This window comes from Bacillus cereus group sp. BfR-BA-01347 (assembly GCF_022663835.1).
Classification (GTDB): domain Bacteria; phylum Bacillota; class Bacilli; order Bacillales; family Bacillaceae_G; genus Bacillus_A; species Bacillus_A thuringiensis_K.
The window spans coordinates 21108-47813 of sequence record NZ_JAKUGG010000002.1; the positions used below are offsets into that span (position 1 = coordinate 21108).

Consider the following 26706-nt stretch of genomic DNA (forward strand, 5'->3'; position numbering starts at 1 on the left):
TGCAGAAATATCAATTATCGTTAGGTTTCTTTCCTATGCTTTCGTATTCAAACTATATTTCTAGAAATCACGTCTCCCAAACCCCAAGGATATTAAATCCTTGGGGTTTTTTGATTTTTTTAGGAGAGGTGAAGAAAATGACAGATCAAGAATATATGAGGATTGCCCTGCAGTTAGCAGAAGGGACATCAGGACAAACAAGTCCGAATCCTATGGTTGGTGCTGTTGTTGTAAAAGATGGAAACATCGTTGGTATGGGCGCTCATTTACGAGCTGGTGAAGAACACGCAGAAGTTCATGCCCTTCAAATGGCTGGTCAGAACGCCAAAGACGCTACCGTTTATGTAACACTGGAACCGTGTAGCCACTTTGGAAAAACACCACCTTGCTGTGAATTGCTCATTGAAAAAGGAGTTAAGCGTGTTGTAATTGCTACTCTCGATTGTAATCCGCTCGTTTCTGGTAACGGAAAAAGAAGATTAGAGGAAGCTAGAATTGAAGTAACTACCGGTATTCTTGAAGCAGAAGCGCTTTTATTAAATCGCTACTTTTTTCACTACATGAAAACGAAACGCCCTTTTGTAACAATCAAAACAGCAATGAGCTTAGATGGAAAAATAGCAACTGTAACTGGTGAAAGTAAGTGGATTACAGGTGAAGAAGCACGTGCTGATGTTCACCAATATCGCCATACACATGATGCAATTCTTGTTGGAGTGAATACAGTTATAGCTGATAATCCTCATTTAACAACAAGAATTCCAAATGGTGGGAAACATCCTATTCGCGTTGTTTTAGATACCCATTTACGAACGCCACCATCTTCTCATGTTATAACAGATGGTTTAGCACCGACATGGATTATTGTCGGTAAGGATGTAAAGAAAGCGAAGATATCTTCTTATGAATCTAAAAATATAGCTATATTCCAAATGGAAACGAAGTATATAGAAATCGAGGACCTTCTTTCCTTTCTTGGAGAGAAACAAATTCTTTCTCTATTCGTTGAAGGTGGCCAATCAATTCATGCAAGTTTCTTAAAAACAAATAATTTTAATGAAATTGTAACCTATATAAGCCCGAAATTAATTGGTGGGAAAGATGCTCCTACTTTATTTGGAGGAAATGGTTTTTCAAAATTACAAGATGCGCTTTCCTTGAAAATTCAAGAGATGAAACAAATTGGTGATGATATAAAAATCGTTGCGAATGCCCGAAACGAGGTGACGAAATGTTTACAGGAATTGTAGAAGAATTAGGAACGATAGCAAACATGCAACAAAGCGGAGAAGCGATGAAATTAACGATTCATGCAAAGAAAATTTTATCAGATGTTCACTTAGGTGATAGTATCGCGGTTAACGGTATTTGCTTAACTGTAACAAGCTTTACAACTACTTCATTTACAGTTGATGCAATGCCTGAAACGATGCAGTCGACATCACTTCGCATGCTTAAACCGCACTCTAAAGTAAATTTAGAGCGAGCAATGGCTGCAAACGGACGATTCGGTGGACATTTCGTTTCAGGACATATTGATGGCATCGGAACGATTTTAAATAAAAAACAACATTACAATGCCGTCTATTACAAAATAGCAATTTCTGATGAACTGCTGCACTATTGTTTGCAGAAAGGGTCCATTGCTGTTGATGGAACGAGTTTAACGATATTTGATATAGACGAATCTTCCATAACGATTTCACTCATCCCGCACACAGTAAGCGAGTCTGTCATTGGAGAAAAAAATGCCGGAGATATCGTAAACATTGAGTGTGACATGATTGGTAAATATATCGAACGCTTTATTACTAAACCTACAAAACGAGTAGGTTCAATGACTGAAAGCTTTTTACAAGAAAACGGATTTCTATAAGGGGGAAGAACAATGTTTCATCGTATTGAAGAAGCTCTAGAAGATTTAAAACAAGGTAAAGTCGTTATCGTATGTGATGATGAAAACCGAGAAAATGAAGGCGATTTTATTGCTTTAGCAGAGTACATTACACCAGAAACAATTAATTTTATGATTACACATGGCCGTGGTCTCGTTTGTGTACCGATTACAGCAGGGTACGCAGAACGTCTACAATTAGAACCAATGGTATCTCATAATACAGATTCACATCATACTGCGTTTACAGTGAGCATTGACCATGTTTCTACAACAACAGGGATTAGCGCTCACGAACGTGCAACTACGATACAAGAATTGTTAAACCCTGCATCAAAAGGCACTGATTTCAATCGACCTGGACATATCTTTCCATTAATTGCGAAAGAAGGCGGTGTCCTGCGTCGTGCAGGTCATACAGAAGCTGCTGTTGATTTAGCAAAGCTATGCGGTGCCGAACCAGCTGGAGTTATTTGCGAGATTATAAATGAGGACGGCACGATGGCACGTGTACCTGATTTAATAGAATGCGCAAAACAATTTGATATAAAAATGATTACAATAGAAGATTTAATTGCTTACCGCCGCCATCATGAAACACTTGTGACGAGAGAAGTGGAAATTACATTACCTACAGATTTCGGTACTTTCCACGCAATTGGCTATTCTAACTCATTAGATACGAAAGAACATATCGCACTTGTAAAAGGTGATATTTCAACAGGTGAACCGGTACTTGTACGTGTTCATTCTGAATGCTTAACAGGAGATGTATTCGGTTCACATCGCTGCGATTGCGGACCACAACTCCATGCAGCACTTGCTCAAATTGAGCGTGAAGGAAAAGGTGTTCTTCTTTATATGAGACAAGAAGGAAGAGGCATTGGGCTTCTTAATAAGCTTCGTGCTTATAAATTACAAGAAGAAGGATTCGATACTGTAGAAGCAAATGAAAAACTCGGCTTCCCTGCTGATCTTCGTGATTACGGTATCGGTGCTCAAATATTAAAAGATTTAGGTTTACAAAGTTTACGATTATTAACGAATAACCCAAGAAAAATTGCTGGCTTACAAGGTTACGATTTAGAAGTAGTCGAGCGTGTACCGTTGCAAATGCCGGCAAAAGAAGAGAATAAATCGTATTTACAAACGAAAGTAAACAAATTAGGACACTTACTAAACTTATAATTAAAGGAGAGATTTATTATGGTATTCGAAGGTCATTTAGTTGGTACAGGATTAAAAGTTGGAGTTGTTGTTGGACGTTTTAACGAATTTATTACAAGTAAGTTACTTGGCGGCGCTTTAGACGGATTAAAGCGTCACGGTGTAGAAGAAAATGATATTGATGTTGCTTGGGTTCCTGGTGCATTTGAGATTCCTTTAATCGCTAAAAAGATGGCTAGTAGCGGAAAGTATGATGCTGTTATTACATTAGGTACTGTAATCCGAGGTGCTACAACTCACTACGATTACGTTTGTAATGAAGTAGCAAAAGGTGTTGCGTCATTATCACTACAAATGGACATCCCAGTTATTTTCGGCGTATTAACGACAGAAACAATTGAACAAGCGATTGAACGCGCAGGTACGAAAGCTGGTAATAAAGGATATGAATCAGCTGTTGCTGCAATTGAAATGGCTCACTTATCAAAACAATGGGCATAAAAAAAGAGGCTGCGGCCTCTTTTTATTTTTTTACCTTTTTTTGTACATCTTTTATTAATTCATTCATCGTTTTTCCTTCTGTTTTTATATGAAGAGCTTGTGCTGTTCTCCATACATTCTCTCTTTTTTTCGCTTCTTCTATAATAGTAATTTCTTTTCTAACTTCCTTTAAATCTTTTCCTTCCGTTTTCAATCCAAAATGTTCAGCTTTCGTTCGAAAGTGTTGTTCGATTCTTTGTTGCATCTCTTTTTGTTCAGGATTTTCAGCAGCCTTAACTGGATCAGAACTTATTGCTTTTATTAAAATTAAACAAGTCATAATCGCTAATATGTATTTGTACATGTAAAATCCTCCAACCCAATATAAATTACATATTTACTATGTACAACTAGGGCTTGGAAAATTCGTCCACAAAAATTCTTTTTTTCGTTCAAAAACCAATAGCATCAAGCGTTTACAACTATTTATTACATTTTATTTACAAAAAAAGCAAACCCTTTTACAAGTTTGCTTTTTCATCTATCCTATAATGCACATTCTTCAATCTCAAATCCTAAATCTGCAATCATACCCCAGTCCGCAGTCGGCTCTTGTCCAGCTGTCGTTAAGTAGTCCCCGACAAAAATAGAATTTGCTGCAAATAAACCGATTGGCTGTACAGAACGTAAATTGATTTCACGTCCTCCTGAAATACGAATTTCTTTTGTTGGGTTTACAAAACGCATCATTGCCAGTACTTTTAAACATTCTACTGGTGTTAACTCTTTTTGCCCTTCAAGAGGTGTCCCCTTTACAGCAACAAGGAAATTACAAGGGATAGAATCTGCATCTATACGTTGTAATTCAAATGCAATTTCAGCACGCTCTTCAATTGTTTCTCCCATGCCAAAAATCGCTCCAGAGCATGGTGAAATACCAGCTTGTTTTGCTTTTTGAACTGTATCAACACGATCATCGTACGTATGAGTTGAACAAATACTATCGTAATTATTTGCATGTGTATTTAAGTTGTGGTTATAACGATGCACGCCTGCTTCCGCTAAACGTCCTGCTTGATCTTCATTTAAGAAACCTAAACAACAACAAATCTTCAAGTCTGTCGTTTCACGAATTTCCTTAACTGCTCCAATTACGTGATTTACCTCTTTATCCGTCGGACGACGACCAGACGCTACAATACAATATGTACCTGCTTTACGGCGTATTGCTTCATGTGCCCCTTCTACAATCTTCTCCTGCGTTAACCATGCATATTTATCAATCGGTGCTTCTGAAATAATAGACTGTGAGCAATATCCACAATCTTCAGGACATAATCCAGATTTCGTATTAATAATCATATTCAATTTTACTTTCTTACCAAAATGATGATGGCGAATAATGTAAGCTGCATTCATAATTTCTAAAACTTCTGTATCATCAGCTTCTAATATCGCTATTGCATCTTCTTTCGTAATCATCTTCTCTTCCACTACGTCGTATGCTAGTTTTTTCCAATCCTTTTTTGTTTGCACTTGTTTCATTTCATCTCTTCCCCTCTTTTGTTATATGCATAAATAAAGCATGATACGTTGCCATTATCCCTTCATTTCCCGTGAAGTCTCTTTCGTATATGCGTAGCATCGCACGAAAGAGTGAGGGACTTTGACAATATGATCCTTCATTGCTATTAGTTGCTCCTACTTTTCGAATAGAATGCAGAAACTCCTTAACTTCTGTAAAACTCTCTATGTAACATGTTTCAGAAACATGCACCTCCCCTGTTTCTATCTTGCATATATGAAGCAACTGATCTTTTGAATAAAAACGTTGACCAATCGATGTTTCATTTTTTATATTTCTTTCTTCTTTCGCACGTTGGAACGAAGCATGCAATTCTTGAAATGTTTCATGTCCAAACGTTGAAAAGAGTAATATCCCATCTATAGACAAATGTTGAAATAAATTTCTTAACACTTGTTGTAAATTATTTAACCATTGAAATGTAGCATTTGAAATAATGACATCATATGATTCTTCTAATCGTAATCGCTCAATATCTTCACAGTGAAACGTTACATTTTTTACATTTTGTCTAGTTTGCGCAATCGCAATCATACTTTCAGCAAAATCAACTGCTGTAATATGTGCTTTCGGAAATAACTTTGATAATTGCTCTGTTACATAACCCGTCCCGCACCCCAGTTCTAAAATACGTATCGGTGCCGTTTCACTATATCGTTCCTTTAAGATTGAAAGTAATGAATGTGCCATCTTTTTTTGTACATTTGCATATCGATCGTAAGATACGGCTGCCCCATTAAACCGTTTTTGTAGTAACGTTTTGTTGATCATGTCGTATCCCCTCTACAAATTGAATTATCTCATTTGCGCAATATTCAAAATTCGTTACACATAATGCATGCCCTGCTTCACTTACTACTTTCAGCTCGCTGCTGCTATTCTCCGTCATACTACGTGCCGCAGACAATGGGCATATTACATCCTGTTCTCCGTGGATAAGTAGTATAGGTACTTTAATTTCTTTTAGTTCTTCTCTCATATCTGTTTCTATTAAATAATCCAAACCTAGTTGTAAAGACTGAATAGAATCACCTTTAAAATGTTCTACAATGTCCTCAAAGTTTTTGTTCTCTTTTAGCTCATCTTTCGTAAACATATTTTCATAAAACCGCTTGAGCGTATCTTCTTTCCTTCTCGCCAAATTCCTTTTCAGCCGTTCTACATGCAAAGCATTCCATCCATTACTATAGTCGCTCGTATTTGTAAATTTAGCGGTCCCACCAATTAATACGATACCTTTTGCCTCAATCTTTTTATAAGCTTCAACTGCTGTTAACGCTCCTAGTGACCATCCAACTAAAATTACGTTGTCGTTATGCGCTACATCTATAATTCGTTCTGTAAATTCACTTCGTTCTTTCACATTACGCCAATCTATGCATTCAACAGGATATCCTTTAAAATACGGAAGTACTAAATCCCAAATATTCTCTTCCATTCCCCATCCGGGGATAAAAATAATCTTTAGCTCGTTCATACGAAAATCTCCTCTTCTTTCGCAATGTGAATAATTCGGTCAATAGCCCATTTTAAATCAGCTATTGTATGTTGCGATGTAACTGCAAAGCGAATTCGAGAACTATGAACCGGCACAGTTGGCGGACGAATTGCAATGGCCGCAATCCCTGCCTCTTGCAACCTTTTACTAAATCGTAAAGCATGTTCATTTGAACCGACTACAATCGGTACAATATGAGTTGAACTATTCCCAATATCAAAACCAGCATCCCTTAATTTAGTTCTGAAGTATTCTCCGTTTGCTATAAGGTTCTCTCTTCTTTCGTTATCTTCTTTTACAATTTCAATTGCTTTTTGCACTGCTCCTAACGTACTTGGTGGTAAAGCCGTAGTAAAAATAAAGCTTCTCATCATATTTTGTAAATACTCTATATAAATTTCATCGCCTGTCAAATACGCACCATAACACCCTAAAGCCTTGCTAAACGTCCCCATATGTATATCAATTTTTTGAGCAAGTTTTTTTTCTATATGAGATAACCCAGCTCCGCCGATTCCATATATTCCACTCGCATGTGCTTCATCGACTATAATGATTGCCCCGTATTTCTCTTTCAGCTGTACTAAATCTCTCAAATACGCAGTATCACCATCCATACTAAAAACGGTATCTGTTACGATTAATTTCCTTTTTTCAGGCGAAGCCATTTTCAACAGCTTCTCTAAATGATCCAAATCATTATGACGATACCTTTTATGCTCTGCCCCGCTTAATATGATTCCATCAACAATACTTGCGTGATTTAACTTATCACTAAAAACAATATCGTGCCGAGAGGCTAAAGAAGATATGGCACCTATATTTGCCGTATACCCACTATTTACAATTAAAGCTCTTTTAGTACCTTTCCAGTCACATATGCTTCTCTCAACCTCTTCATATAATGGATGATTTCCTACAACGAGACGAGAGGCAGTCGCTCCAGTTCCATATCTTTTTGTACAGGCAATAGCAGCTTCTTTTAACCTTTCATCTCCAGCTAACCCTAAATAATTATTTGACGCTAAATTTAACATCCTTTTTTTATCTCGAATAAGCCAAGTCTCTTCTGCCTTCTCTGTTACATGCAAATCACGATACTGCCCTTGCTCATGTAATTGTTGTAATTTAGATTGAAGGTGCGCCCGCCAATTTTGATTCATTTTGGATAAACTCCTCTAATTTTGAAATCATAATATATTCTTTTGCAGATTCTAATACTTCTTCTTTCGTAAACTCACCTTCAAAGAATGGTAATAATCCTAAAACTGGTACCCCACTCAGCTCTTCAATCATTTCTTTATTTTCTTGCACTCTTTCCATTTCACATTCTTTGCAACCTGATAAAATGACACCCGCTACGGTTAAGCCATGCGCCTTTGCGTAAGCAATCGTTAACACTGTATGATTTACTGTTCCTAATGTAGGACGAGCTACTACAATAAGAGGCAACTGTAATTCTTTTGCAAAATCAATTACTAAAGCATCTTCTGTATATGGGACAGCAAGCCCACCTGCTCCTTCTACAAATAAGCTATTAAACTCTTTTAATAGTTCATTATAGTAATCAGTAATTTCTTTTAACTTTACTACTCTTCCAGCTCTTTTCATGGCAAGTCTCGGAGCAAGTGGTTCTTCAATAGAATAAGGGCAAATTTCATTTTCTTGTGTCGGTACACCTGATAATGCTTTTAACCTTGCTGCATCTCCCTCAGGGTTTGATGCAACATGCCCACTTTGTAACGGTTTATACACCCCTACGTTATATCCTAATTCTCTAAATACACCTGCTATAGCACCTGCAACTACTGTTTTTCCAACTTCAGTATCCGTTGCTGTTATGAAAAAACCACTCATTATTCTCCCTCCGTAACATCCGAGATTGCCTTATATAAAATGCGTAACATATCATCAATCTCTTCAAAAGTAGAAGCAAGTGGCGGCATAAATACAATCGTGTTACCTAGCGGTCGTAAAATCATACCCAGCTCTCTTGAGCGTTTACATACTTGAACACCGATCCTCTCTGTCCAGTCAAACGCTTCTTTCGTTTCCTTATTCTTCACAAGCTCAATACCAACCATTAATCCGCACTGACGAATATCACCTACATGTTTATACGCAAAGAGCTTTTCTAATTGCGCTGCCACATAATCCGTTTTACGTGCCACTTCTTCTATTAAATTTGTTTTTTCATATAGTTCTAGATTCGCGATTGCTACCGCACACCCTAACGGATTGCCTGTGTAGCTATGTCCATGAAAAAATGTTTTTTGTTCTTCATATTCTCCTAAGAAGGTATTATATATTTCATCTGTCGTTACCGTAACTGCAATTGGTAAATATCCACCTGTTAAACCTTTCCCAGCAGTTAAAATGTCTGGCGTCACATTTTCATGTTCACACGCAAACATTTTCCCTGTACGCCCAAATCCAGTCGCTACCTCATCTGTAATAAATAATACATTGTACTTAGTACATAAATCGCGCAGTCCTTTTAAATATCCTTTTGGCATTGTAATCATCCCGCCAGCACCTTGCATTAATGGCTCTACAATGATGGCAGCTACTTCTTCATGCTTTTCTTTCAACAATTCTTCCATTTCTTCTAAATGGCTTTTTACAATTTCCTCCTTATTATTTCCGTAAGGAGAACGATATGTATATGGATACGGCATTTTAATCGCATCAAATAAGAGCGAACTATACACTTGGTGAAACAAGTCTATTGCTCCTACCGAAACAGCTCCAATTGTATCACCGTGATATGCTTCTTTTAATGTAACGAATCTTTGTTTCTTTGGTTTCCCTTTATGCTGCCAATATTGGAAAGCCATCTTAATTGCAATTTCAACAGCCGTAGAACCTGAATCAGAATAGAATACCTTCTTCAATCCATCTGGTACAACCTCAATAATTTTTTCTGCTAATAAAATAGATGGAACGTTAGCAAGTCCTAACATAGTAGAATGAGCAATTTTATTTAATTGCTCACGAATTGCTTCATCTAATTCCGGTACTTGATGTCCGTGAACATTTAACCATATAGATGAAACACCATCCCAATATTCATTACCATTTACATCGTATAGCTTTCTTCCCTCTCCACGTTCAATAATGACAGGATCTTCTTCTAAATAATCTTTCATTTGTGTAAATGGGTGCCATACGTAAGCTTTATTTTTCTCTGCTAATTCTTCATATGTATAAGATGATTTTTCAATCGTTTTACTTTTTATTGTCACAATTGCCACCCCTAATGTTAACTTATTTATAAATATAGTTAACATTAAATCCGAATGACTGTCAATTATTTTAAAATCAAATAGTTCTTAAAAAAGAACAACTTATCATACGATAAGTTGTTCTACTTTCCATGCTGTATCTTTCCAATTTCTAAAATAATTTCTTCATCTTTTTTCCCCTCTGTATCAATTCCAAGTTGCTTAGCGTGCTCAATTAATAAATCATGACGCTTCTCAAACCTAGCGGTATTTACTTCTTTCGTAACCTCTTCTTTTGTTTTCCCCTCAGTAGAAACTCCTAGTTTCTCTGCTGCTTTTTCCATTGATTTCTTCTCTTCTATTTCTTTTACTTTCTTCACTTCTGACTGTTGTATTTGCTTTTGTTTCAACTGCTGTGATTCAGCCGCAAAAGCTGTGTAAATTCCAGCACTTCCGCCAACGACTAGTAAGGTGGTAAAAAGAATTATTTTTTTCTTCACTCTTTCCTCCCCTTTCAAATTCATTATAACGTACAAAATTAGAGCTTTAAAACAATTATCCTTTATTTCCCTAAAAAAACATTTAATATTTTTATTGACATGTAAGATGAAAATATGATAAAAATTTAACTAACATCATATGAATCGGCGTTGATAGGATTTAGTAGTATTTCGATTTCTGATTTCAGAGAGCTGGTGGTCGGTGCGAACCAGTACAGAGCGAATTATGAATTACCCCCTGGAGCTTCTTTTACGAAACGTGAGGAGTAGTGAAAGACGGTTATAGACCGTTATGTCTAAAGAGTGGTGAAACGACACTGTTTCACAATTTAGGGTGGTACCGCGAATTTTTCGTCCCTGCATATATTGCAGGGGCGTTTTTTATTTTATAAGCGCATATCATATGACCCTTTATTTTGTGATACATTCATTTCACAAGCTAGGGTGGTACCGCGATTTCTTCGTCCCTGCATAATTATATGCAGGGACGTTTTTTTATCCAATCATTTCCGCATCATATAGAAGAACTAACAATTACCGGTAATTTGTCACAAAATTCTAAATTTTAGAAGGAAATATACAATATTGGCGAATTTTATATAAAAAAGAGCTATTTCACATTACTTAGGAGGGGAAAACAATGGTTTCAAAAATTGAGTCTGTTCTTTTAACAATTTTTATCTTTTTCTGTATTGGTTTTAGTGTTATTCAATTAGAAGTTTCACCACACATCCCAATTTTATTTGGTATCGTTCTTTTATTAGCATTTGGATTCTTAAAGAAAATCTCTTGGTCTACTATGGAGAAAGGGATGATTAGTAGTATTTCAGCTGGTATTCCATCTATATTTATTTTCTTACTTGTAGGTGTATTAATTAGCGTTTGGATCGCAGCTGGAACTATTCCGACTTTAATGGTATACGGCTTCCAACTTGTATCTCCAAAAATTTTCGTTCCAACTGTTTTTGTTGTTTGTGCAATTGTTGGAACGAGTATCGGTAGTGCTTTTACAACTGCTGCAACTGTAGGACTTGCCTTTATGGGAATGGGTACTGCCCTTGGATACGATCCAGCTCTTATTGCTGGTGCAATTATTTCTGGTGCATTCTTCGGAGATAAAATGTCTCCTTTATCTGATACAACAAACTTAGCGCCTGCTGTAACGGGTGTAGATTTATTTGAACATATTCGTAACATGCTTTGGACAACAGTTCCAGCTTTCATTATTGCTTTTATCGCATTTTTCATTTTAGGAAGCGGATCTGGTGGAAACGTTGATTTCTCAGCATTTATTAACACACTAGAAAAAAATGCAACGATTTCTATCGTTACACTGATTCCTATTTTATTACTGTTCCTATTCGCATTTAAAAAGGTACCCGCAGTTCCAACATTACTTGCAGGAATTGTGGTAGGGATTATTATTCTCTTTATTTTTAAACCTAGCACTTCTTTAGCTGATTTAATAAAAATTATGCAAGACGGTTACGTTTCTAAAACTGGTATCAAAGACATTGACAGCTTATTATCTCGCGGTGGCCTGCAAAGTATGATGATGTCAATTGCTCTTATTTTCCTAGCTCTTTGTATGGGAGGATTATTACAAGGAATGGGTATTATAGCGCAGCTGATGAATATTATCTCTAGCTTCGTAAAAACTAGTACACGCTTAATTATTTCTACTGCTTCAACTGCAATTGGTGTAAACTTCTTACTTGGTGAGCAGTACTTATCCATCGTTTTAACAGGACAAGCATTTGCTAATAAATACGATGAAGTCGGTTTAGAACGTCGTAATTTATCACGAGTATTAGAAGATGCTGGTACAGTAATTAACCCACTCGTACCATGGGGTGTCAGTGGCGTATTCTTAACAAACGTTCTTAGCGTTCCAACATTCGATTACCTGCCATACGCAATCTTCTGTTTAGCTTGTCCAGTCGTAACCATTATCGTCGGCTTTACTGGATTCGGTCTTTCATGGAAAAAAGAAAAAGCAGTACCAGTTTCATAATATAACAAAAAGGATTACCAAATCGGTAATCCTTTTTATATTTCTCGACTATCTATTCGCTTTCTTTCTTCTAAATAACATAAGTAATCCCGCTCCAACAAACGCAAGACCAGCTCCAATTGTAGAAGCAATACTTGCACCTGTTTTCGGTAAATCACGTTCATCTTTTTCAGCTTCTTTATTTTCACTTACAGTTGTTGTTTCTTTTGTATTTTGATCATCTGTTGTAGTTTGTCCAGATCCAGTAGTGTTTCCATCTTGCTTTGGTTCATTACCATTATTACCTTCTTCTGTTGGTGGTGTTGGTTTTTCTTCATTACCTGTTGGCGGTGTTGTTGGGTTTTCTCCATCACCTTTTGGTGGTGTTGTTGGATTTCCTTCACCAGTTTCTTTATCATCATTCTTCTTCGTTATATCAATTGCATATTTAGCAAATTCATTTTCAGATGGTCCAACATATGAAATCTTTCCATCTGCCTTTATATACTTTTGTGCATTTGGTGAAGAATCAAATGTTGTATTTAATTTATCTGCAACAATCGGTTTAAACGTCCAATTTTGATCAGCTGCTGGATTAATAACTGGTGTTTCTTGCATATACTTCACAATAATTTGACGTGTTTCATCTTGCGATTGGTAAATAACTTCTCCTTTACTTACACCAGGGAACGTTTTACTGCTACCGCGATAATTATTTGTAGCAACGATGAACTTTTGATCATCAGCTACTGGCTTACCTTCATATGTCATATTTACAATACGATTCGTATTTGCATTTACAACTTTTCCATCTTTATCGTATTTCGCCGGTTGTGTTACATCAATTTCGTATTTTAAGCCATCTAAAATATCGAAGTTATATGTAGGATAGCCTATATTTACTAACGGCTGTTCTTCTGTTTTCTTTGGATCAATTTGATTAAACTGACCTGCAGACATTTCAAGCCATTCTTTCACTTGTGCCCCATTTACTTTTACAGCATATAACGTATTTGGATATACGTATAAATCTGCAACGTTTTTAATCGCTAACGTTCCAGCTGGAATATCAGTATAATATGTTGCACCGTTTCGGCCACCTGCTTTAAATGGTGCACCTGCAGATAAAACCGGAATATCTTTAATCTTTTCATACTCTGGTTTTTTAAGTTCTTGTTCTACATACCATTTTTGCGCATTTGTCACAATTTGTACGGAAGGATCATCTTGTACTAATGAAAAATAACTATTAATTGGTGCAGTTGTTTTACCTACAGCTGTATTCACATAATCGATTGTCGCTTGATGATCATCTTTAATTTCATTAACTAGTTTTTGATCAGATTCTACTAATGGATTACCTTTACTATCAGCAATCGGACGAAGTTGCGGCTTAGACTGATCTTTTTGCACTTCCCATTTTCCGTTTACCTTTTTCAATTGCATATCAATAATACCTAAGTTACTACCAAAAACACCAGGCATTACAACTGGAACACCATTAAATACATCCTTCACTTCGGTATGTGAATGTCCCATTAATACTGCATCTACGCCAGGAACTTGTGTTGCTAAATAAAACGATGCATTTTCCATTCCTTCGTTGTATCCACTCTTATCAACACCTGAATGCGCTAGTGCAACTATAATATCCGCACCTTGCGCCTTCATTTCCGGAACTAATTTTTTCGCTGTTTGCACAATATCTTTTGCCTTTACTTTTCCTTCTAAATTCGCTTTATCCCAATTCATAATTTGTGGTGGAACAAATCCCATTACACCAATTTTCACTATTTGTTTTTGGCCTGCTTCATCCACTACTTCTTTCTCTAAAATATGATATGGTCTATCAAAGTAATGCTCGTCATTCTCATCATTACCATCATGGTCATCTATATAGACATTCGAGTTAATAACCGGGAAATCCGTTTTTTCAATCACTTTGTTTAGGTAATCTAAACCGTAGTTAAATTCATGATTCCCAAGAGAGATGACGTCATACTTCATTAAATTCATTAAACGATATAATGGATGTGTATAACTAGGATCCACACGATTCTTCGGATCTTTTATTTTATTCGCTACATAATCTCCAAGCGGTGTCCCTTGTAATGCATCCCCATCATCAAATAGGACAGAGTTTTTCGCTTCTTCACGTGCTTTATTAACAAGTGTTGCCGTTTGTACGAGACCTACTTTATTATCTGTTTTCGTTTGATAATAATCGTAATTCATTAAGTTAACGTGAATATCTGATGTTTCTAGAATTCGTAAGTTAACTGTACTCTCCCCAGTGTTCTCATCTGCATGAGCTGTTGCTGGCATTACTTGCGGTGCTATAACACCAATCGCAAGAGTTGCTCCAGCTAGCATTTTTTTTGACTTTTTCACAAAAAATCCCCCTTATACAATTACCAGAAATAATGAAATGAATCCCTATCTGTCTCTAACCACATACCTTTTTTCTTCTATTAGAGACACAATTTTCATTTCACCCTGCGCTAACGAGTAGTCCCCTTAAACGCCCGATTGATGATGACTAACAATTAATAGGAAATAAAGCTCCCACTAATTAAAGTTTCACCTTATCTGACATTATCATATATAAAGTTCTTTCCTATCGTCAATATTTTTTGACAAACTTCAACAAATTTTCTGTAAAGTTATTATAAACTTTTCATAAACATATAATATGCCCTTACATTGCTAATACTGCTGAATATGATACAATTACCAATTACAAGGAGGATGAATTTATGAAAAAAGTCATCTTAACAATTGTTTGTCTCCTCCTTCTGATCATTTCTTATTCTTATTTTGAAAAGAACGACGAGACAAAACAAAATGAATCTGAAGAAAAAACAGAAAAAACATCTGCTCCAAATTGGATTGATAAGCAAACAAACGAATCTTTTTATCATCTTGTATTAGGTGATTCACTCGCTAAAGGATATGGATCGACACAAGGTGGGTTTGCTGAATTAGCTTCTAAGCAAATAGAAGCACAAATTCACAAACCAATTACAGTAGAAAACCTTGGGGTAAACGGTCTTACAACAGATCGTCTCGCAAAAAAAGTTCAATCAGAAGATGTAAAGGAAAAAATTAGAGCAGCAAATATAATTACAATTAATATTGGAGGAAATAATTTATTTCGTTTAAATCGTGATGTTGGTGTTATAGATGGTATAAAAATGTTAAATAAAGAAAAAGCCCATTTTGAAGCGGATATAAAAAGTATTGTAAAGACAGTTCGAGATCAAAATCCTGACGCTTTACTCATTCTCTCAGAACTCTATAATCCGTTACAACTCGATGACTCCATCGCAAGTTATGCAGATATGTTTTTAGATGGCTGGAATGAATCTGTTTATTCCATTTCCAAAGCAAATCAACCATCTATCGTTTTACCAATTCGCAAATTAATATCGAATGATAAAAAAGAGTTATTATTTGACCAAGTACACCCAAATGATAACGGCTATGCGATTATTGCCAATACATTTACAAAGCAAGTGTTATCCTACAAATATTAAAGCGACCATGAAACAATTCTATTTTTATAACATGTCTTTTTTGTTACAATGATAGTGGAAGGGGGCCTTTATATGGAATCACGCGAGTGGGAACGTATTGTTGATCATCTTCTTTCGCTAGTGCCTCTTTTTTATCGCAAATTTATGCTTCCTGGAGAATTTTCTTCTCAAAGACATATGCCGCCATCACATACACAAGTATTACTGCTTTTGCATGAAAACGGCACATTAGCAGTTTCCGAAATCGGCAAGCGGCTAGCGATTTCACGGCCTAACATGACACCTCTATTAAACAAACTTATTCAAGAAGAACTAATAGAGCGTCATTATAGCGAAAAAGATCGACGGGTCATTTTAATTTCTCTAACAGCTGAAGGGAAATTATTAGTAAATCAGTATCAGCAATTCATTTTAGACAAACTAAAAGAAAATTTCCAAACATTATCTGAGGAAGAGCGCGAAAAGCTCATTCATTCTCTTCAAACCATTCAAAATTTAATTTTGAAAACAAACGTATAAAGCTGCTTCTAAATAGAAGCAGCTTTATGATTCGTAATAGTTACCATAGTATACATTGGAATATGGCCATGTTGTTAAATATGGTTTTTTTTCCTGCGTAGGCTGTTGTGTTGGTAATTGTGGTATTTGTGATAATTGCTGTAATTGTTGTTGCCGATATAATTCGTATTGTCTACTCGTATCATAAACCGGATAATAACTTACATATGGATATACTTGAGGTACGTAATAATAATACATTATCCTCTCCTCCTTTTTCTTAAACATATTCAAAGGAGAAAATGAATGTGACATTGTTTATAATTGTACAAGTGGTTCTCTCACTCGTTTCTTCCTTTTCTTCAAACGTAACTTACGGTTCTTTTCGTATAAATAATGCACAACGAAATATGAAATGAGACCAAACCCAACTCCTAAAATCGTCATTCCAATTAATACATACACTTCACTTTGTAATAAGCTCTTTAATATCGTAAAAATGTGACTTGAAAACAAGTCCGATATCGTAAATGGTTCATGTTGAATTTTCTGTACATGAAATGGATAAATCATTTTTCCTAGCGCATACGCAAGCGGAAATAAAAATACTGGGAGAAACGATATTTTCCCAATAATATTGCCAATAACTGCCGCAGGAAAAGATCCCTTTGCTAACCTGACGATTGGATAAAATATTACATATACGAGCGATGCCGTATAAATGACTAACATTTCTAAGCCGAATCCTATAGCAAACCCTAACGATACTTTCTTTGCGCCTTCTGGCGATCGAAGCAACTTATAATATTGAAACTTTAATATTCTCCACATCCGCTGAAAAAACGAATATGTTTTCTTAGTTGTTTTCACCCTCATCATCTCTTTAACTATATTTTTATATGTAGTATGTCCTTACACACTCTGAACAACAAATTTAGTTTTCTCTTTTATTATAAATGATATCAAAATGGTTAACCAAATATACATCCAACATTTTAATATAAAAAAACCTCCCTTTTAGGAAGGCTCTTCTACATTTTTAAATAAACTCACTAATAACGCTTTTTGAGCATGCAATCGATTACCAGCTTGCTCAAAGACGATAGACTGTGGTCCATCTATAATTTCTCCTGTTACTTCTTCTTCACGATGGGCAGGTAAACAGTGTAAGAAACGATATGTTTGCTTCGCATGCTTAACAAGTTCGTCATTGATTTGGTAAGGTTGAAATAAAGTATATTTCTCTTTTTCGCCCTCTTGCCCCATGCTCATCCAAACGTCAGTATAAATGAAATCTGCTTCATTCACCGCTAATTCAGGATCATGCAAAACTTCAATTTCAGCTCCTGTTTCCTTGGCAATCGCTAACGCTTTTTTTACAATCTCTTCATTCGGTTCATATCCTACAGGCGTTGCAACAGTCATATGCATTCCGACTTTTGCACTCGCTAGCAACAATGAATGACATACATTATTTCCGTCACCTACGTAAGCCAATTTTATTCCTTTAAATGTATTTGTTTCTTCATATATCGTCATGAGGTCTGCCAATGCTTGACAAGGATGATGATCATCCGTTAAACCGTTAATAACAGGAATACTCGATTCTTTTGCAAGCTCTTCTACATCCGCGTGTGAAAATGTACGTATCATGATCCCGTCAATATACTGTGATAATACTTTCGCAGTATCTGAAACGGTTTCTCCTCTTCCCATTTGCATCTCTTTCCCACTTAAAAACATACCATGTCCCCCGAGTTGTACCATTCCCGCTTCAAAAGATACACGAGTACGAGTTGAATGCTTATCAAAAATAAGCCCTAATATTTTGCCTTGTAATAAAGGCTCTTGCTTATTCTTTTTTAAATATATAGCGAACTCAATTAATGAAATGATTTCTTCTTGCGTCAATTCTTCTAATGTTAAAAGATCTTTCGTATTTAATTTTGGTACTTGTACAGTTGACATGAAACTTCCCCCTTATATAATTGATACGTTTTTTGTAAAAACTACTTTTTTTATTATATATACTGCCTGTTCTAACTCTTCATTCGTGACAATGAGTGGCGGTAATAGTCTTATAACATTAGGCCCTGCTTGTAATACGAGAAGTCCTTCGTTTTCTAGTTGCTCTATAAAACTTGCAACTTCATGCTTACACTCAATCCCAATCATAAGCCCTTTACCACGTATATTTTGAATACATTCGACATGCTGTAATTCCTCTTGCAACTTCTGTAATACGTACTCGCCCTTTTCCTTTACTTCTTTTAAAAACGATGGTTTCTTAGTTATTTGCAATACTTCTTTCGCTGCAGCCATTGCAATATAATTTCCACCAAACGTTGAACCGTGTGATCCTGCAGGAAACGATGTTCCAAGTTCTTTCCGGCCAATCATTGCTCCGACAGGAATCCCATTCCCAAGTGCCTTTGCAACGGTAACGATATCAGGCTCTATTCGCACTTGTTCATAAGCGAATAGTGTTCCAGTTCTTCCTATCCCCGTTTGAACTTCGTCTATAATAAATAAGGAACCGAACTTATTACATAATGTTTCAATCTCTTTCAAAAAAGATAGATCAGCAGGTATTACTCCTCCCTCTCCTTGAACAACTTCTACCATTACCGCCGCAACTTCTTCATTCATTACTTCCTCTAATGCTTTAATATCGTTAAAAGGGATATGTAAAAAAGATGGAAGTAATGGACCAAATCCTTCTTTTACCTTATCTTGGCCCGTTGCACTCATCGTTCCAAATGTTCTACCGTGAAAAGACTGCTGGCATGTTACGACGAGAGATTTTCCAGTATGCTTACGTGCTAACTTTAAAGCCGCTTCATTTGCCTCTGCCCCACTATTACAGAAAAACACATAATCTAATGCTCTATTTTCTGTTAATAATGACGCAACTTCTTCTTGTAAGCTGTTTGTAAACAGGTTAGATATATGCCATATATCATCAAGTTGCTCTTGTACACTTTTGAAAACAGTAGGGTGACAATGTCCTAAATTACATACGCCAATTCCTGATGTAAAATCTAAATATTGCTTACCTTTATTATCAATAACTTTCGTTCCAGTTCCCTTTACAAACTCAATAGTTCTTCTGCCATACGTTTGAAAAAGATGACTCGTCATACAATACTCACACCTTTCGTTACCGTCGTTCCAATACACTCTCCCGTAACCTCAGTAAAATCTTTTGTACCATTCACAATACTTATCTTTTGCACTCCCATTTTTAATGATGCTAGTGCCGCCTGTACTTTCGGAATCATCCCACCTGTAATAACACCTGTTTCTATAAAAGTAGCAATTTCAGATTCATCCGTTTCCTTTACCAAATTCCCTTCATGTAATATTCCATCTACATCCGTAATAAAAACAAGCTCTTTTGCCCCTAACGCGGCCGCAATCCCAGCTGCAGCATTGTCCGCATTTATGTTATAAATTTCATTACCATTTACCCCGATTGGAGCAATAACAGGAATATAATTCATATTCATTACCCCTTTTAGTAAGGACGTTTCGACATAACTTACTTCTCCCACATATCCTATCTCCTCGTTGACAGGTTGAATTTGAAGTAAATTGCCGTCACACCCTGAACAACCTACCGCAAGTAAATTGTGCTTTTGTAAATTCATTACGAGTTTTTTATTCGTACTTCCGCATAGCACCATTTGAACAATATCCATAACTTCTTTTGGTGTTACGCGTAATCCATCTCTTTTTTCTACGTTGATGTTACAATCTTTTAATTTGGCATCAATTTCTGGCCCACCACCATGGACAATCACTACTTTATACTTCTGCTGTAATTTCTTTATACAATCAAAAAACACATCATTTAATTGATCCAACATACTACCGCCGCATTTCACTACAATATAATCGCTCATCTTCCCTCTCCTTATGTACGATAACAAGCGTTTATTTTCACATATTCATAGCTTAAGTCACAGCCCCAAGCTGATCCTGTCTCTTCTCCTAAATGTAAATACACATCAATCATAATTTCATGTTCTTTTAATTTCATTTCCATTTCCTCTTCAGAAAACATTTGAGGTTCACTATTTTTCAGCACCGTAATAGATTGAAGAGTAATATCAATTGTATTTGGGTTAATCGTGACTTCACTTTGTCCAATACTGCTAATAATTCGCCCCCAGTTTGGGTCTTCACCATGTATTGCTGTTTTCACAAGACTCGAACCGACTATTTTCTTTGCAATTTTCTTTGCCTCTTCATTCGTTCGAGCTCCTAACACATTTACTTCTATTAACTTCGTAGCGCCCTCACCATCTTGTGCGATTTTTTTCGCTAAATCTTCACATACCTTCTGTAAAGCAAATACGAAAGTTTCCCAATCTGCATGTTCCATATTGATTGGTTTCGTTTCTGATAATCCACTTGCCATAACGATGACCATGTCATTCGTAGAAGTATCTCCATCTACCGTAATTTGATTAAATGTACGATTCGTTATTTGTGATAATGCTGTTTGCAATTCTTCATGTTCTATATTGGCATCTGTCGTAATAAAACTAAGCATCGTTGCCATATTCGGATGAATCATCCCTGAACCTTTTGCAACACCAGCAATCGCCACTTTCTTCCCATCAATAATCATTTCATAGCAAGTTTCTTTCGTTATAAGATCCGTCGTTAAAATTGCTTCCGAAAAAGAATATGATTCACTTTCTTCCTTCGTCGGTATAAGAGTTGCAACTCCCTTTCGGATTATATCCATCGGCAGCGGAACACCAATTACACCTGTTGAGGCTATTGCAACGTAGTTTTCTTTCATCCCAAAATGTTCTGCCCCTAATGCGCGCATCTCGTAAGCATCTTGCAATCCTTTCATTCCTGTACAAGCATTTGCATTTCCACTATTAACGATAATAGCTTGTAATTTCCCCTCAGCCGTTATACTATCCTTCGTTACTTGCAAGGGGGCTGCTTGTATTTGATTCGTTGTATACACAGCGGCACATGATGCTGGTACATCACAAACGATGGCACCTAAATCCTTTTTCTCCTTTTTCAAACCATTTGCAGTACCAATTGCCGAAAAGCCTTTCGGCGTTACAATTGAACCATTTTCTAATTTTGTAATAGACGCTACTTTAATCATCATGTCCCCCTTATGGATAAAGCGGCATATGTTGTAAACCTGTTGTCTCTTCTAGTCCCGCTATTATGTTTGCATTTTGCATCGCTTGCCCAGCCGCGCCTTTCATCATATTGTCTATAACAGAAACGACCGTAACTCTTTCTGTTCTTTCATCGTAAGCTATGCCAATATCACAATAATTTGAGCCTCTCACTTCCTTTGGACTTGGAAATTTGCCTTGCGTACAAATTCGGATGAAAGGCGATTGTTCATACGTTTCTTCATACAATTTTTGAAGTTGCTTTATTTCCATCTTTTGTTTTACTTTTGCATAAAGTGTAATCATGATTCCTCGTGATATCGGTATTAAATGTGTGCTAAATGTAATTGGCTGTAATTCACTATTCCATTCTGTAAGCATTTGCTCAATCTCTGGAACGTGCTGATGCTGGTTTACTTTATAGATATGTAAGTTATCGTATAGCTCAGGAAAATGAGTCATTGTTGTTGGTGTTTTTCCTGCTCCTGATACCCCTGATTTCGCATCAATAATAATCGAATCTTCTTCAATCATGCCGCTACGTACTAACGGCGCTATCGCTAGCAATGTGGCTGTAGCAAAACATCCTGGGTTTGCAATTAAATTTGCATTTTGAATCTCAGACCTTTTCCATTCACTTAACCCATACACTGCTTTTCTAAGAATTTCTTCTTTCGCTGCTGGCCTTTTATACCACAGTTCATATGACGAAGGATCTATCATACGAAAGTCTCCAGATAGGTCAATTACTTTTAAACCTTCTGCTAATAACTTGGGAGTTAACTTCGCCGATACTCCTGCTGGTGTTGCTAGAAATACAATTTCTGCTTCTTTCCCTATTGTCTCCACATCAATTTCTTGTAACGTATGAACGAGAACATTTCGAAGGTGTGGATATACATTTGTTATACACTCACCAACTTGTGAAAAAGAATGAAGAGATGCTATAGAAAAATATGGATGTTGTTCTAATAAACGAATTAACTCAATGCCCCCATATCCAGTGGCTCCAATAATTGCGACTTTCATAAGTTCCTCCTCATATTGATTCTTTAAATTAAGTATGATTATAATATTGTATATTTATAGAGTCAATTAAATATTTATAAATTTTTAAAACTAAAAAAACTTAATTTTACTAGAAAAACAATATGCACAACCGAATTTTTATACACAAATAGTGCATGGTAGTTTTTTTATTTCACTTCAAGTACAATAAAACAATACATACGTACATACAGGCGGGAAAAAATATGAACGAAAAATTAATTGAGAAAATGATTATAAAAAGTTTTCAACAATATCAATGCAGTCCAATATCAAAAGAAGATCGGGAAATGCTAGTGAAACATATTCAAACGGTGACTCATTCAAATATTGAAATTGATTTATACGAGGAGATTGAGGATATTGTTTATGATTATGTGACTGGAAAACAATAAAAAATAGGAGATTTCCATGTGGAAATCTCCTATTTTTTACTTAATGATTTACCTGCTACACGTTCAAATAAACCTGGGAATAAAGCATAAAGTTTCGGGCCAATTCCCATCCACTTCGGTAAGTTTACTTCACGTTTTTTCGTGTGCATCGACTTTACGATTTGTTCTGCTACGTATGTTGGTTTTAACATGTAACGTCCCATATTCTTTACATATGTACCAGATTGATCCGCTATTTCAAAAAAGTTTGTATCTATCGGACCTGGATTAATTGCTGTAACATAAATATGTGTATTCGCTAATTCCATGCGTAAACTATTCGTAAAACCTAATACAGCATGTTTCGTTGCTGCATAAGCACTCGATTTCGGAGTTGCAATTTTTCCAGCAAGTGAAGCAATATTAATAATATGTCCTTCGTTCTTGTTTACCATATAAGGTAGTACCGCTTTCGTACATGCTACTAATCCAAATACATTTACTTGGAACATATCTTTTACTTCATCCATTGACGCATCTTCAAACGTTTTAAAAATACCAAATCCCGCGTTGTTTACTAATATATCAATACGTCCTACTTCTTGTAATACCTTTGAAAAAACAGACTGTACTTCTATCTCTTCACTTACATCTAATACATAATAATAGCAAGGCGTATTATAAGTTTCTTTAATTTTGTCTACTAACGCTTGTAGTTTCTCTTCTGTTCGAGCCATTAATACGGGAGTCGCTCCCTGTGCTGCAACTTGCATTGCAACTTGCTCACCAATCCCACTAGAAGCACCTGTAATGACGATTACTTTATTTTGTAAACGTCCTGTCATTGCTGTCACCTACTTTGCATAATAAATCAATCGTTGCGATGACTCATCAATCATCACTTGTTGATTATATGCTAAATAGTCCAATTGTCCAACCGTTTCTGAAATAGTAAGTGGTAACTGTTCTTTATATAATACCGGAAATAGTTTTACACATACTTCAAATGCTGTCATTGGTTTTTCCTTTAATAACTCAAGCACTTTAAAAGCACGTGTTTCTTGCTTTTGTAATCTCGTTTCAATAAGTTGTTTCACATTTAGAACATCTTCCCCATGCCCTGATAAAATGCGTGAAATATTCATTTCGCTTAAACGCTGTAATGTTTGATTATATTGTAGTAATGGGCGTGCCCGCTCTGTTTGCCCTTCATATGGCGGTTCTAGTATTGGATTCGAAGAAATATGACTAATGAGAGCATCTCCACCAATTAATATTCCATCAGATTCTCTATATAAAGAAATATGAGTAGAAGCATGACCTGGTGTTTCAAGTACTATAAATCCAGGCAAAGAATCAATACGATCTCCTTCTCTGACAGTATGCGTTAACGATCTATTACAAGAATATTTAAGTGTCCTCGTCGTCAATAACGACTCGTCTTTCAAAAATGCTGCTGGCACACCAAACTGTAAGGCCGTCTCTCTAAAAAATTCATGATACCGCTTTAAAAATTCTGGATTTTGTGTAATCCAAGGCTCATTCCAAGGATGTCCAATAATATTCGTCTTCTCAGAAAATATATTTAAAAGTCCACAATGATCTGCATGATGATGCGTAATGACTACTGTTTCAATTTCTTCTATCGTATGCCCTAATGCACCTAATTGACTTTCTAACGCATTCCTTGCCTCTTCTGTATTCGTCCCTGTATCAATTAATGTTAATGTCTCCCCCTCAACTAAAAACACATTCACAGTTTCCACTGCAAATGGTACAGGAATCTCCATTCGGTGAATCGCCGTCATGCTTAGCCCCCCTGTCTCTTTCCGGTTCAAAAATGAATACTTCTTCAGTTTACAACTTCTATATATATTTGTCATTATTTTCAGACAAAAAGAGGTGTTTCCTATAAAAAAACGAATGTATGTACATTTATAAGAATTTCTAACCAAAATTAAAGGAGGAACATCATGTCTATTCAAAACATTTCCTTTCTCGGTGCAGGCTCTATTGCCGAAGCTATTATTGGTGGCTTGTTACATGCAAATGTCGTTAAAGGTGAACAAATTACTGTAAGTAATCGTTCTAACGAGACAAGATTACAAGAGCTACATAAAAAATACGGTGTCAAAGGTACTCATAATAAAAAAGAATTACTTACTGATGCAAATATTCTTTTTCTAGCAATGAAACCAAAGGATGTTGCAGAGGCGCTTACCCCTTTTAAAGAATACATAAATAATAACGTGCTTATTATTTCATTACTAGCAGGTGTTTCTACTGACTCAATTAGAAAACTACTTCAAAAAGACATTCCAATTATTCGTGCAATGCCAAATACATCCGCAGCCATTTTAAAATCAGCTACCGCTATCTCCCCTTCAAAACATGCAACAGCGGAGCATATTCGCACTGCAACATCTTTATTTGAAACGATTGGTCTCGTCTCTGTTGTAGAGGAAGAAGATATGCATGCTGTCACTGCATTATCCGGAAGTGGACCTGCTTATATTTATTACGTAGTGGAAGCTATGGAAGAAGCTGCAAAAAATATTGGTTTAAAAGAAGATGTTGCAAAATCACTTATTCTTCAAACGATGATTGGTGCTGCTGAAATGCTAAAAGCAAGTGACAAACACCCTTCTATTTTGCGAAAGGAAATTACTTCTCCTGGTGGAACTACCGAAGCAGGTATTGAAGTATTACAAGAACATAAATTTCAACAAGCACTTATTTCTTGTATTACACAGGCAACGAAACGATCACATAACCTTGGAAAAACATTAGAACAACTAACAAAAGAAAAATAGAAAAAGGAGCTCAAGTTTATTTGAGCTCCTTTTTCTATAATTACACTTAGTTATTGTTCTTCCCAAAAATCTCTTCTTGCAGGCGACGACCAGTTGGCGTTGCTGCAAGTCCACCTTCTGCTGTTTCACGAAGTGCTACTGGCATCGTTTGTCCGATTCTAAACATTGCCTCAATTACTTCATCACATGGAATTGTACTCGTTACACCAGCTAATGCTAAATCTGCTGAAATCATCGCATTTGCAGCTCCTGCTGCATTACGTTTTACACAAGGTACTTCTACAAGTCCTGCAACAGGATCACACACTAAACCAAGCATGTTCTTTAATGAAATTGCCATCGCTGTAGCTGCTTGATCTTGTGTTCCACCAGCCATCTCAACTGCAGCTGCAGCCGCCATTCCACTTGCTGAACCAACTTCAGCTTGGCATCCTCCCGCTGCACCAGAAATACAAGCGTTATTCGCAACAACCATACCGAAAGCTCCTGCTGTAAATAAGAATTCAATCATTTCTTCACGTGTAGGCTGCAATTTTTCTCTTAGTGCAAATAGTACACCTGGCACTGTTCCAGCAGACCCTGCTGTTGGTGTTGCACAAATAATTCCCATCGCCGCGTTTACTTCATTTGTTGCAACAGCTTTGCTTACTGCGTCCAAAATCGTATCTCCTGATAAGCCTTTTCCGCTCTTCATATACGCTTGAACTTTTACAGCATCTCCACCAGTTAAACCAGTTGGTGATTTCACGCCGCGAATACCACGTTCTACTGCTTGCTCCATCACTACTAAGTTCTTTTCCATACCAGCAATTACTTCTTCACGTGAAATACTTCTTGTTTCCATTTCACATTGAATCATAATTTCTGCGATTTTTACATTTTGTTCTTTAGCTTGCGCCACTAGTTCCGCTGCGTTCCGAAACATGGTGTGTCCCCCC

General features: G+C 36.4%; 28 protein-coding genes and 1 other annotated feature. Of the genes, 9 read left to right on the forward strand and 19 right to left on the reverse strand.

The window, feature by feature from the left end; all coding sequences use genetic code 11:
• Positions 1 to 137: 137 nt before the first annotated feature.
• From ribD to ribH, 4 genes are read left to right on the forward strand one after another with little or no spacing between them, the layout of a single operon-like run.
• Positions 138 to 1250 (forward strand): bifunctional diaminohydroxyphosphoribosylaminopyrimidine deaminase/5-amino-6-(5-phosphoribosylamino)uracil reductase RibD, encoded by a 1113-nt coding sequence (gene ribD, locus MR143_RS03335; RefSeq protein ID WP_000131982.1) that lies wholly within the window; start codon positions 138 to 140, stop codon positions 1248 to 1250.
• Positions 1232 to 1876: a riboflavin synthase subunit alpha gene (gene ribE / locus MR143_RS03340; protein ID WP_000493906.1), complete on the forward strand. Its 645-nt coding sequence runs from the start codon at positions 1232 to 1234 to the stop codon at positions 1874 to 1876. The genes ribD and ribE overlap by 19 nt, the downstream gene beginning before the upstream one ends.
• A gap of 12 nt (positions 1877 to 1888) precedes the next feature.
• A complete protein-coding gene (ribBA, locus tag MR143_RS03345; RefSeq protein WP_000468985.1) occupies positions 1889 to 3082 on the forward strand; it encodes a bifunctional 3,4-dihydroxy-2-butanone 4-phosphate synthase/GTP cyclohydrolase II in 1194 nt (397 codons plus the stop codon).
• Positions 3083 to 3100: 18 nt separating this feature from the next.
• Complete coding sequence (gene ribH, locus MR143_RS03350) at positions 3101 to 3562, forward strand: 6,7-dimethyl-8-ribityllumazine synthase (RefSeq protein ID WP_000230895.1); 462 nt, start codon at positions 3101 to 3103, stop codon at positions 3560 to 3562.
• A gap of 22 nt (positions 3563 to 3584) precedes the next feature.
• Here ribH and MR143_RS03355 read toward each other — a convergent pair whose 3' ends face one another.
• From MR143_RS03355 to MR143_RS03390, 8 genes are all read right to left on the reverse strand, one after another.
• Complete coding sequence (locus MR143_RS03355) at positions 3585 to 3905, reverse strand: hypothetical protein (protein WP_000280032.1); 321 nt, start codon at positions 3903 to 3905, stop codon at positions 3585 to 3587.
• Positions 3906 to 4087: 182 nt separating this feature from the next.
• Positions 4088 to 5086: a biotin synthase gene (gene bioB / locus MR143_RS03360; protein WP_000815836.1), complete on the reverse strand. Its 999-nt coding sequence runs from the start codon at positions 5084 to 5086 to the stop codon at positions 4088 to 4090.
• A 1-nt stretch (position 5087) separates the two neighbouring features.
• Positions 5088 to 5897 carry a malonyl-ACP O-methyltransferase BioC gene (gene bioC / locus MR143_RS03365; protein WP_000608901.1) on the reverse strand — a complete coding sequence of 270 codons (810 nt, stop codon included), beginning with the start codon at positions 5895 to 5897 and terminating at the stop codon, positions 5088 to 5090.
• Entirely contained in the window at positions 5863 to 6603 is a 741-nt protein-coding gene (locus MR143_RS03370; RefSeq protein WP_001004162.1) for an alpha/beta fold hydrolase, read from the reverse strand. The genes bioC and MR143_RS03370 overlap by 35 nt, the downstream gene beginning before the upstream one ends.
• Positions 6600 to 7787, reverse strand: coding sequence for an 8-amino-7-oxononanoate synthase (gene bioF, locus MR143_RS03375; protein WP_001075422.1), 1188 nt, complete (start codon positions 7785 to 7787; stop codon positions 6600 to 6602). The genes MR143_RS03370 and bioF overlap by 4 nt, the downstream gene beginning before the upstream one ends.
• A complete protein-coding gene (gene bioD / locus MR143_RS03380) occupies positions 7753 to 8481 on the reverse strand; it encodes a dethiobiotin synthase (RefSeq protein ID WP_000012472.1) in 729 nt (242 codons plus the stop codon). Before bioD ends, bioF begins: the two co-directional genes overlap by 35 nt.
• Positions 8481 to 9914, reverse strand: coding sequence for an adenosylmethionine--8-amino-7-oxononanoate transaminase (bioA, locus tag MR143_RS03385; protein WP_002164169.1), 1434 nt, complete (start codon positions 9912 to 9914; stop codon positions 8481 to 8483). Before bioA ends, bioD begins: the two co-directional genes overlap by 1 nt.
• A gap of 77 nt (positions 9915 to 9991) precedes the next feature.
• On the reverse strand, positions 9992 to 10348 hold the full coding sequence (locus tag MR143_RS03390) for a hypothetical protein (protein WP_000726909.1): 357 nt from the start codon (positions 10346 to 10348) through the stop codon (positions 9992 to 9994).
• Between the two features lie 141 nt (positions 10349 to 10489).
• Positions 10490 to 10710, forward strand: a binding site (T-box leader).
• A gap of 278 nt (positions 10711 to 10988) precedes the next feature.
• On the opposite strand from MR143_RS03390, the gene nhaC reads away from it, so the two are divergent.
• Positions 10989 to 12362 (forward strand): Na+/H+ antiporter NhaC, encoded by a 1374-nt coding sequence (gene nhaC, locus MR143_RS03395; RefSeq protein WP_000253730.1) that lies wholly within the window; start codon positions 10989 to 10991, stop codon positions 12360 to 12362.
• Between the two features lie 48 nt (positions 12363 to 12410).
• Here the strand turns inward: nhaC and cpdB are convergent, their stop codons facing one another.
• Positions 12411 to 14732: a bifunctional 2',3'-cyclic-nucleotide 2'-phosphodiesterase/3'-nucleotidase gene (cpdB, locus tag MR143_RS03400; protein WP_000748641.1), complete on the reverse strand. Its 2322-nt coding sequence runs from the start codon at positions 14730 to 14732 to the stop codon at positions 12411 to 12413.
• Positions 14733 to 15097: 365 nt separating this feature from the next.
• Here cpdB and MR143_RS03405 point away from each other — a divergent pair, with 365 nt between their 5' ends.
• Positions 15098 to 15877 carry a GDSL-type esterase/lipase family protein gene (locus tag MR143_RS03405; protein ID WP_000755850.1) on the forward strand — a complete coding sequence of 260 codons (780 nt, stop codon included), beginning with the start codon at positions 15098 to 15100 and terminating at the stop codon, positions 15875 to 15877.
• A 72-nt stretch (positions 15878 to 15949) separates the two neighbouring features.
• The gene (locus MR143_RS03410) at positions 15950 to 16396 is read left to right on the forward strand and encodes a MarR family winged helix-turn-helix transcriptional regulator (RefSeq protein WP_000445819.1); all 447 of its coding nucleotides are present in this window, start codon (positions 15950 to 15952) and stop codon (positions 16394 to 16396) included.
• A 24-nt stretch (positions 16397 to 16420) separates the two neighbouring features.
• Here MR143_RS03410 and MR143_RS03415 read toward each other — a convergent pair whose 3' ends face one another.
• The 7 genes from MR143_RS03415 to argC all read right to left on the reverse strand — a co-directional run bounded on the left by MR143_RS03415 (position 16421) and on the right by argC (position 22563).
• Positions 16421 to 16636 (reverse strand): hypothetical protein, encoded by a 216-nt coding sequence (locus MR143_RS03415; RefSeq protein WP_000291961.1) that lies wholly within the window; start codon positions 16634 to 16636, stop codon positions 16421 to 16423.
• Between the two features lie 57 nt (positions 16637 to 16693).
• Positions 16694 to 17254 carry a DUF2062 domain-containing protein gene (locus MR143_RS03420; protein WP_033672806.1) on the reverse strand — a complete coding sequence of 187 codons (561 nt, stop codon included), beginning with the start codon at positions 17252 to 17254 and terminating at the stop codon, positions 16694 to 16696.
• A gap of 138 nt (positions 17255 to 17392) precedes the next feature.
• Complete coding sequence (gene argF / locus MR143_RS03425) at positions 17393 to 18343, reverse strand: ornithine carbamoyltransferase (protein ID WP_000108892.1); 951 nt, start codon at positions 18341 to 18343, stop codon at positions 17393 to 17395.
• 12 nt (positions 18344 to 18355) lie between these two features.
• Positions 18356 to 19516 (reverse strand): acetylornithine transaminase, encoded by a 1161-nt coding sequence (locus MR143_RS03430; RefSeq protein WP_000200542.1) that lies wholly within the window; start codon positions 19514 to 19516, stop codon positions 18356 to 18358.
• On the reverse strand, positions 19513 to 20280 hold the full coding sequence (argB, locus tag MR143_RS03435; RefSeq protein WP_001286778.1) for an acetylglutamate kinase: 768 nt from the start codon (positions 20278 to 20280) through the stop codon (positions 19513 to 19515). The genes MR143_RS03430 and argB overlap by 4 nt, the downstream gene beginning before the upstream one ends.
• A gap of 11 nt (positions 20281 to 20291) precedes the next feature.
• The gene (gene argJ / locus MR143_RS03440; protein WP_000598381.1) at positions 20292 to 21515 is read right to left on the reverse strand and encodes a bifunctional glutamate N-acetyltransferase/amino-acid acetyltransferase ArgJ; all 1224 of its coding nucleotides are present in this window, start codon (positions 21513 to 21515) and stop codon (positions 20292 to 20294) included.
• A 10-nt stretch (positions 21516 to 21525) separates the two neighbouring features.
• Positions 21526 to 22563: an N-acetyl-gamma-glutamyl-phosphate reductase gene (argC, locus tag MR143_RS03445; RefSeq protein ID WP_000861255.1), complete on the reverse strand. Its 1038-nt coding sequence runs from the start codon at positions 22561 to 22563 to the stop codon at positions 21526 to 21528.
• A 224-nt stretch (positions 22564 to 22787) separates the two neighbouring features.
• Between argC and MR143_RS03450 the strand changes: the two genes are divergently transcribed.
• Positions 22788 to 22976: a YqzH family protein gene (locus MR143_RS03450; protein ID WP_001003225.1), complete on the forward strand. Its 189-nt coding sequence runs from the start codon at positions 22788 to 22790 to the stop codon at positions 22974 to 22976.
• Between the two features lie 29 nt (positions 22977 to 23005).
• Here the strand turns inward: MR143_RS03450 and MR143_RS03455 are convergent, their stop codons facing one another.
• Both MR143_RS03455 and MR143_RS03460 read right to left on the reverse strand, forming a co-directional pair.
• On the reverse strand, positions 23006 to 23800 hold the full coding sequence (locus MR143_RS03455; RefSeq protein WP_000147790.1) for an SDR family NAD(P)-dependent oxidoreductase: 795 nt from the start codon (positions 23798 to 23800) through the stop codon (positions 23006 to 23008).
• Between the two features lie 9 nt (positions 23801 to 23809).
• Positions 23810 to 24763 (reverse strand): MBL fold metallo-hydrolase, encoded by a 954-nt coding sequence (locus MR143_RS03460; protein WP_000125121.1) that lies wholly within the window; start codon positions 24761 to 24763, stop codon positions 23810 to 23812.
• Between the two features lie 165 nt (positions 24764 to 24928).
• On the opposite strand from MR143_RS03460, the gene proI reads away from it, so the two are divergent.
• On the forward strand, positions 24929 to 25768 hold the full coding sequence (gene proI / locus MR143_RS03465; RefSeq protein WP_000027247.1) for a pyrroline-5-carboxylate reductase ProI: 840 nt from the start codon (positions 24929 to 24931) through the stop codon (positions 25766 to 25768).
• A gap of 46 nt (positions 25769 to 25814) precedes the next feature.
• Here the strand turns inward: proI and sdaAA are convergent, their stop codons facing one another.
• Positions 25815 to 26693 carry an L-serine ammonia-lyase, iron-sulfur-dependent, subunit alpha gene (gene sdaAA, locus MR143_RS03470; RefSeq protein ID WP_000489461.1) on the reverse strand — a complete coding sequence of 293 codons (879 nt, stop codon included), beginning with the start codon at positions 26691 to 26693 and terminating at the stop codon, positions 25815 to 25817.
• Positions 26694 to 26706 lie beyond the last annotated feature (13 nt).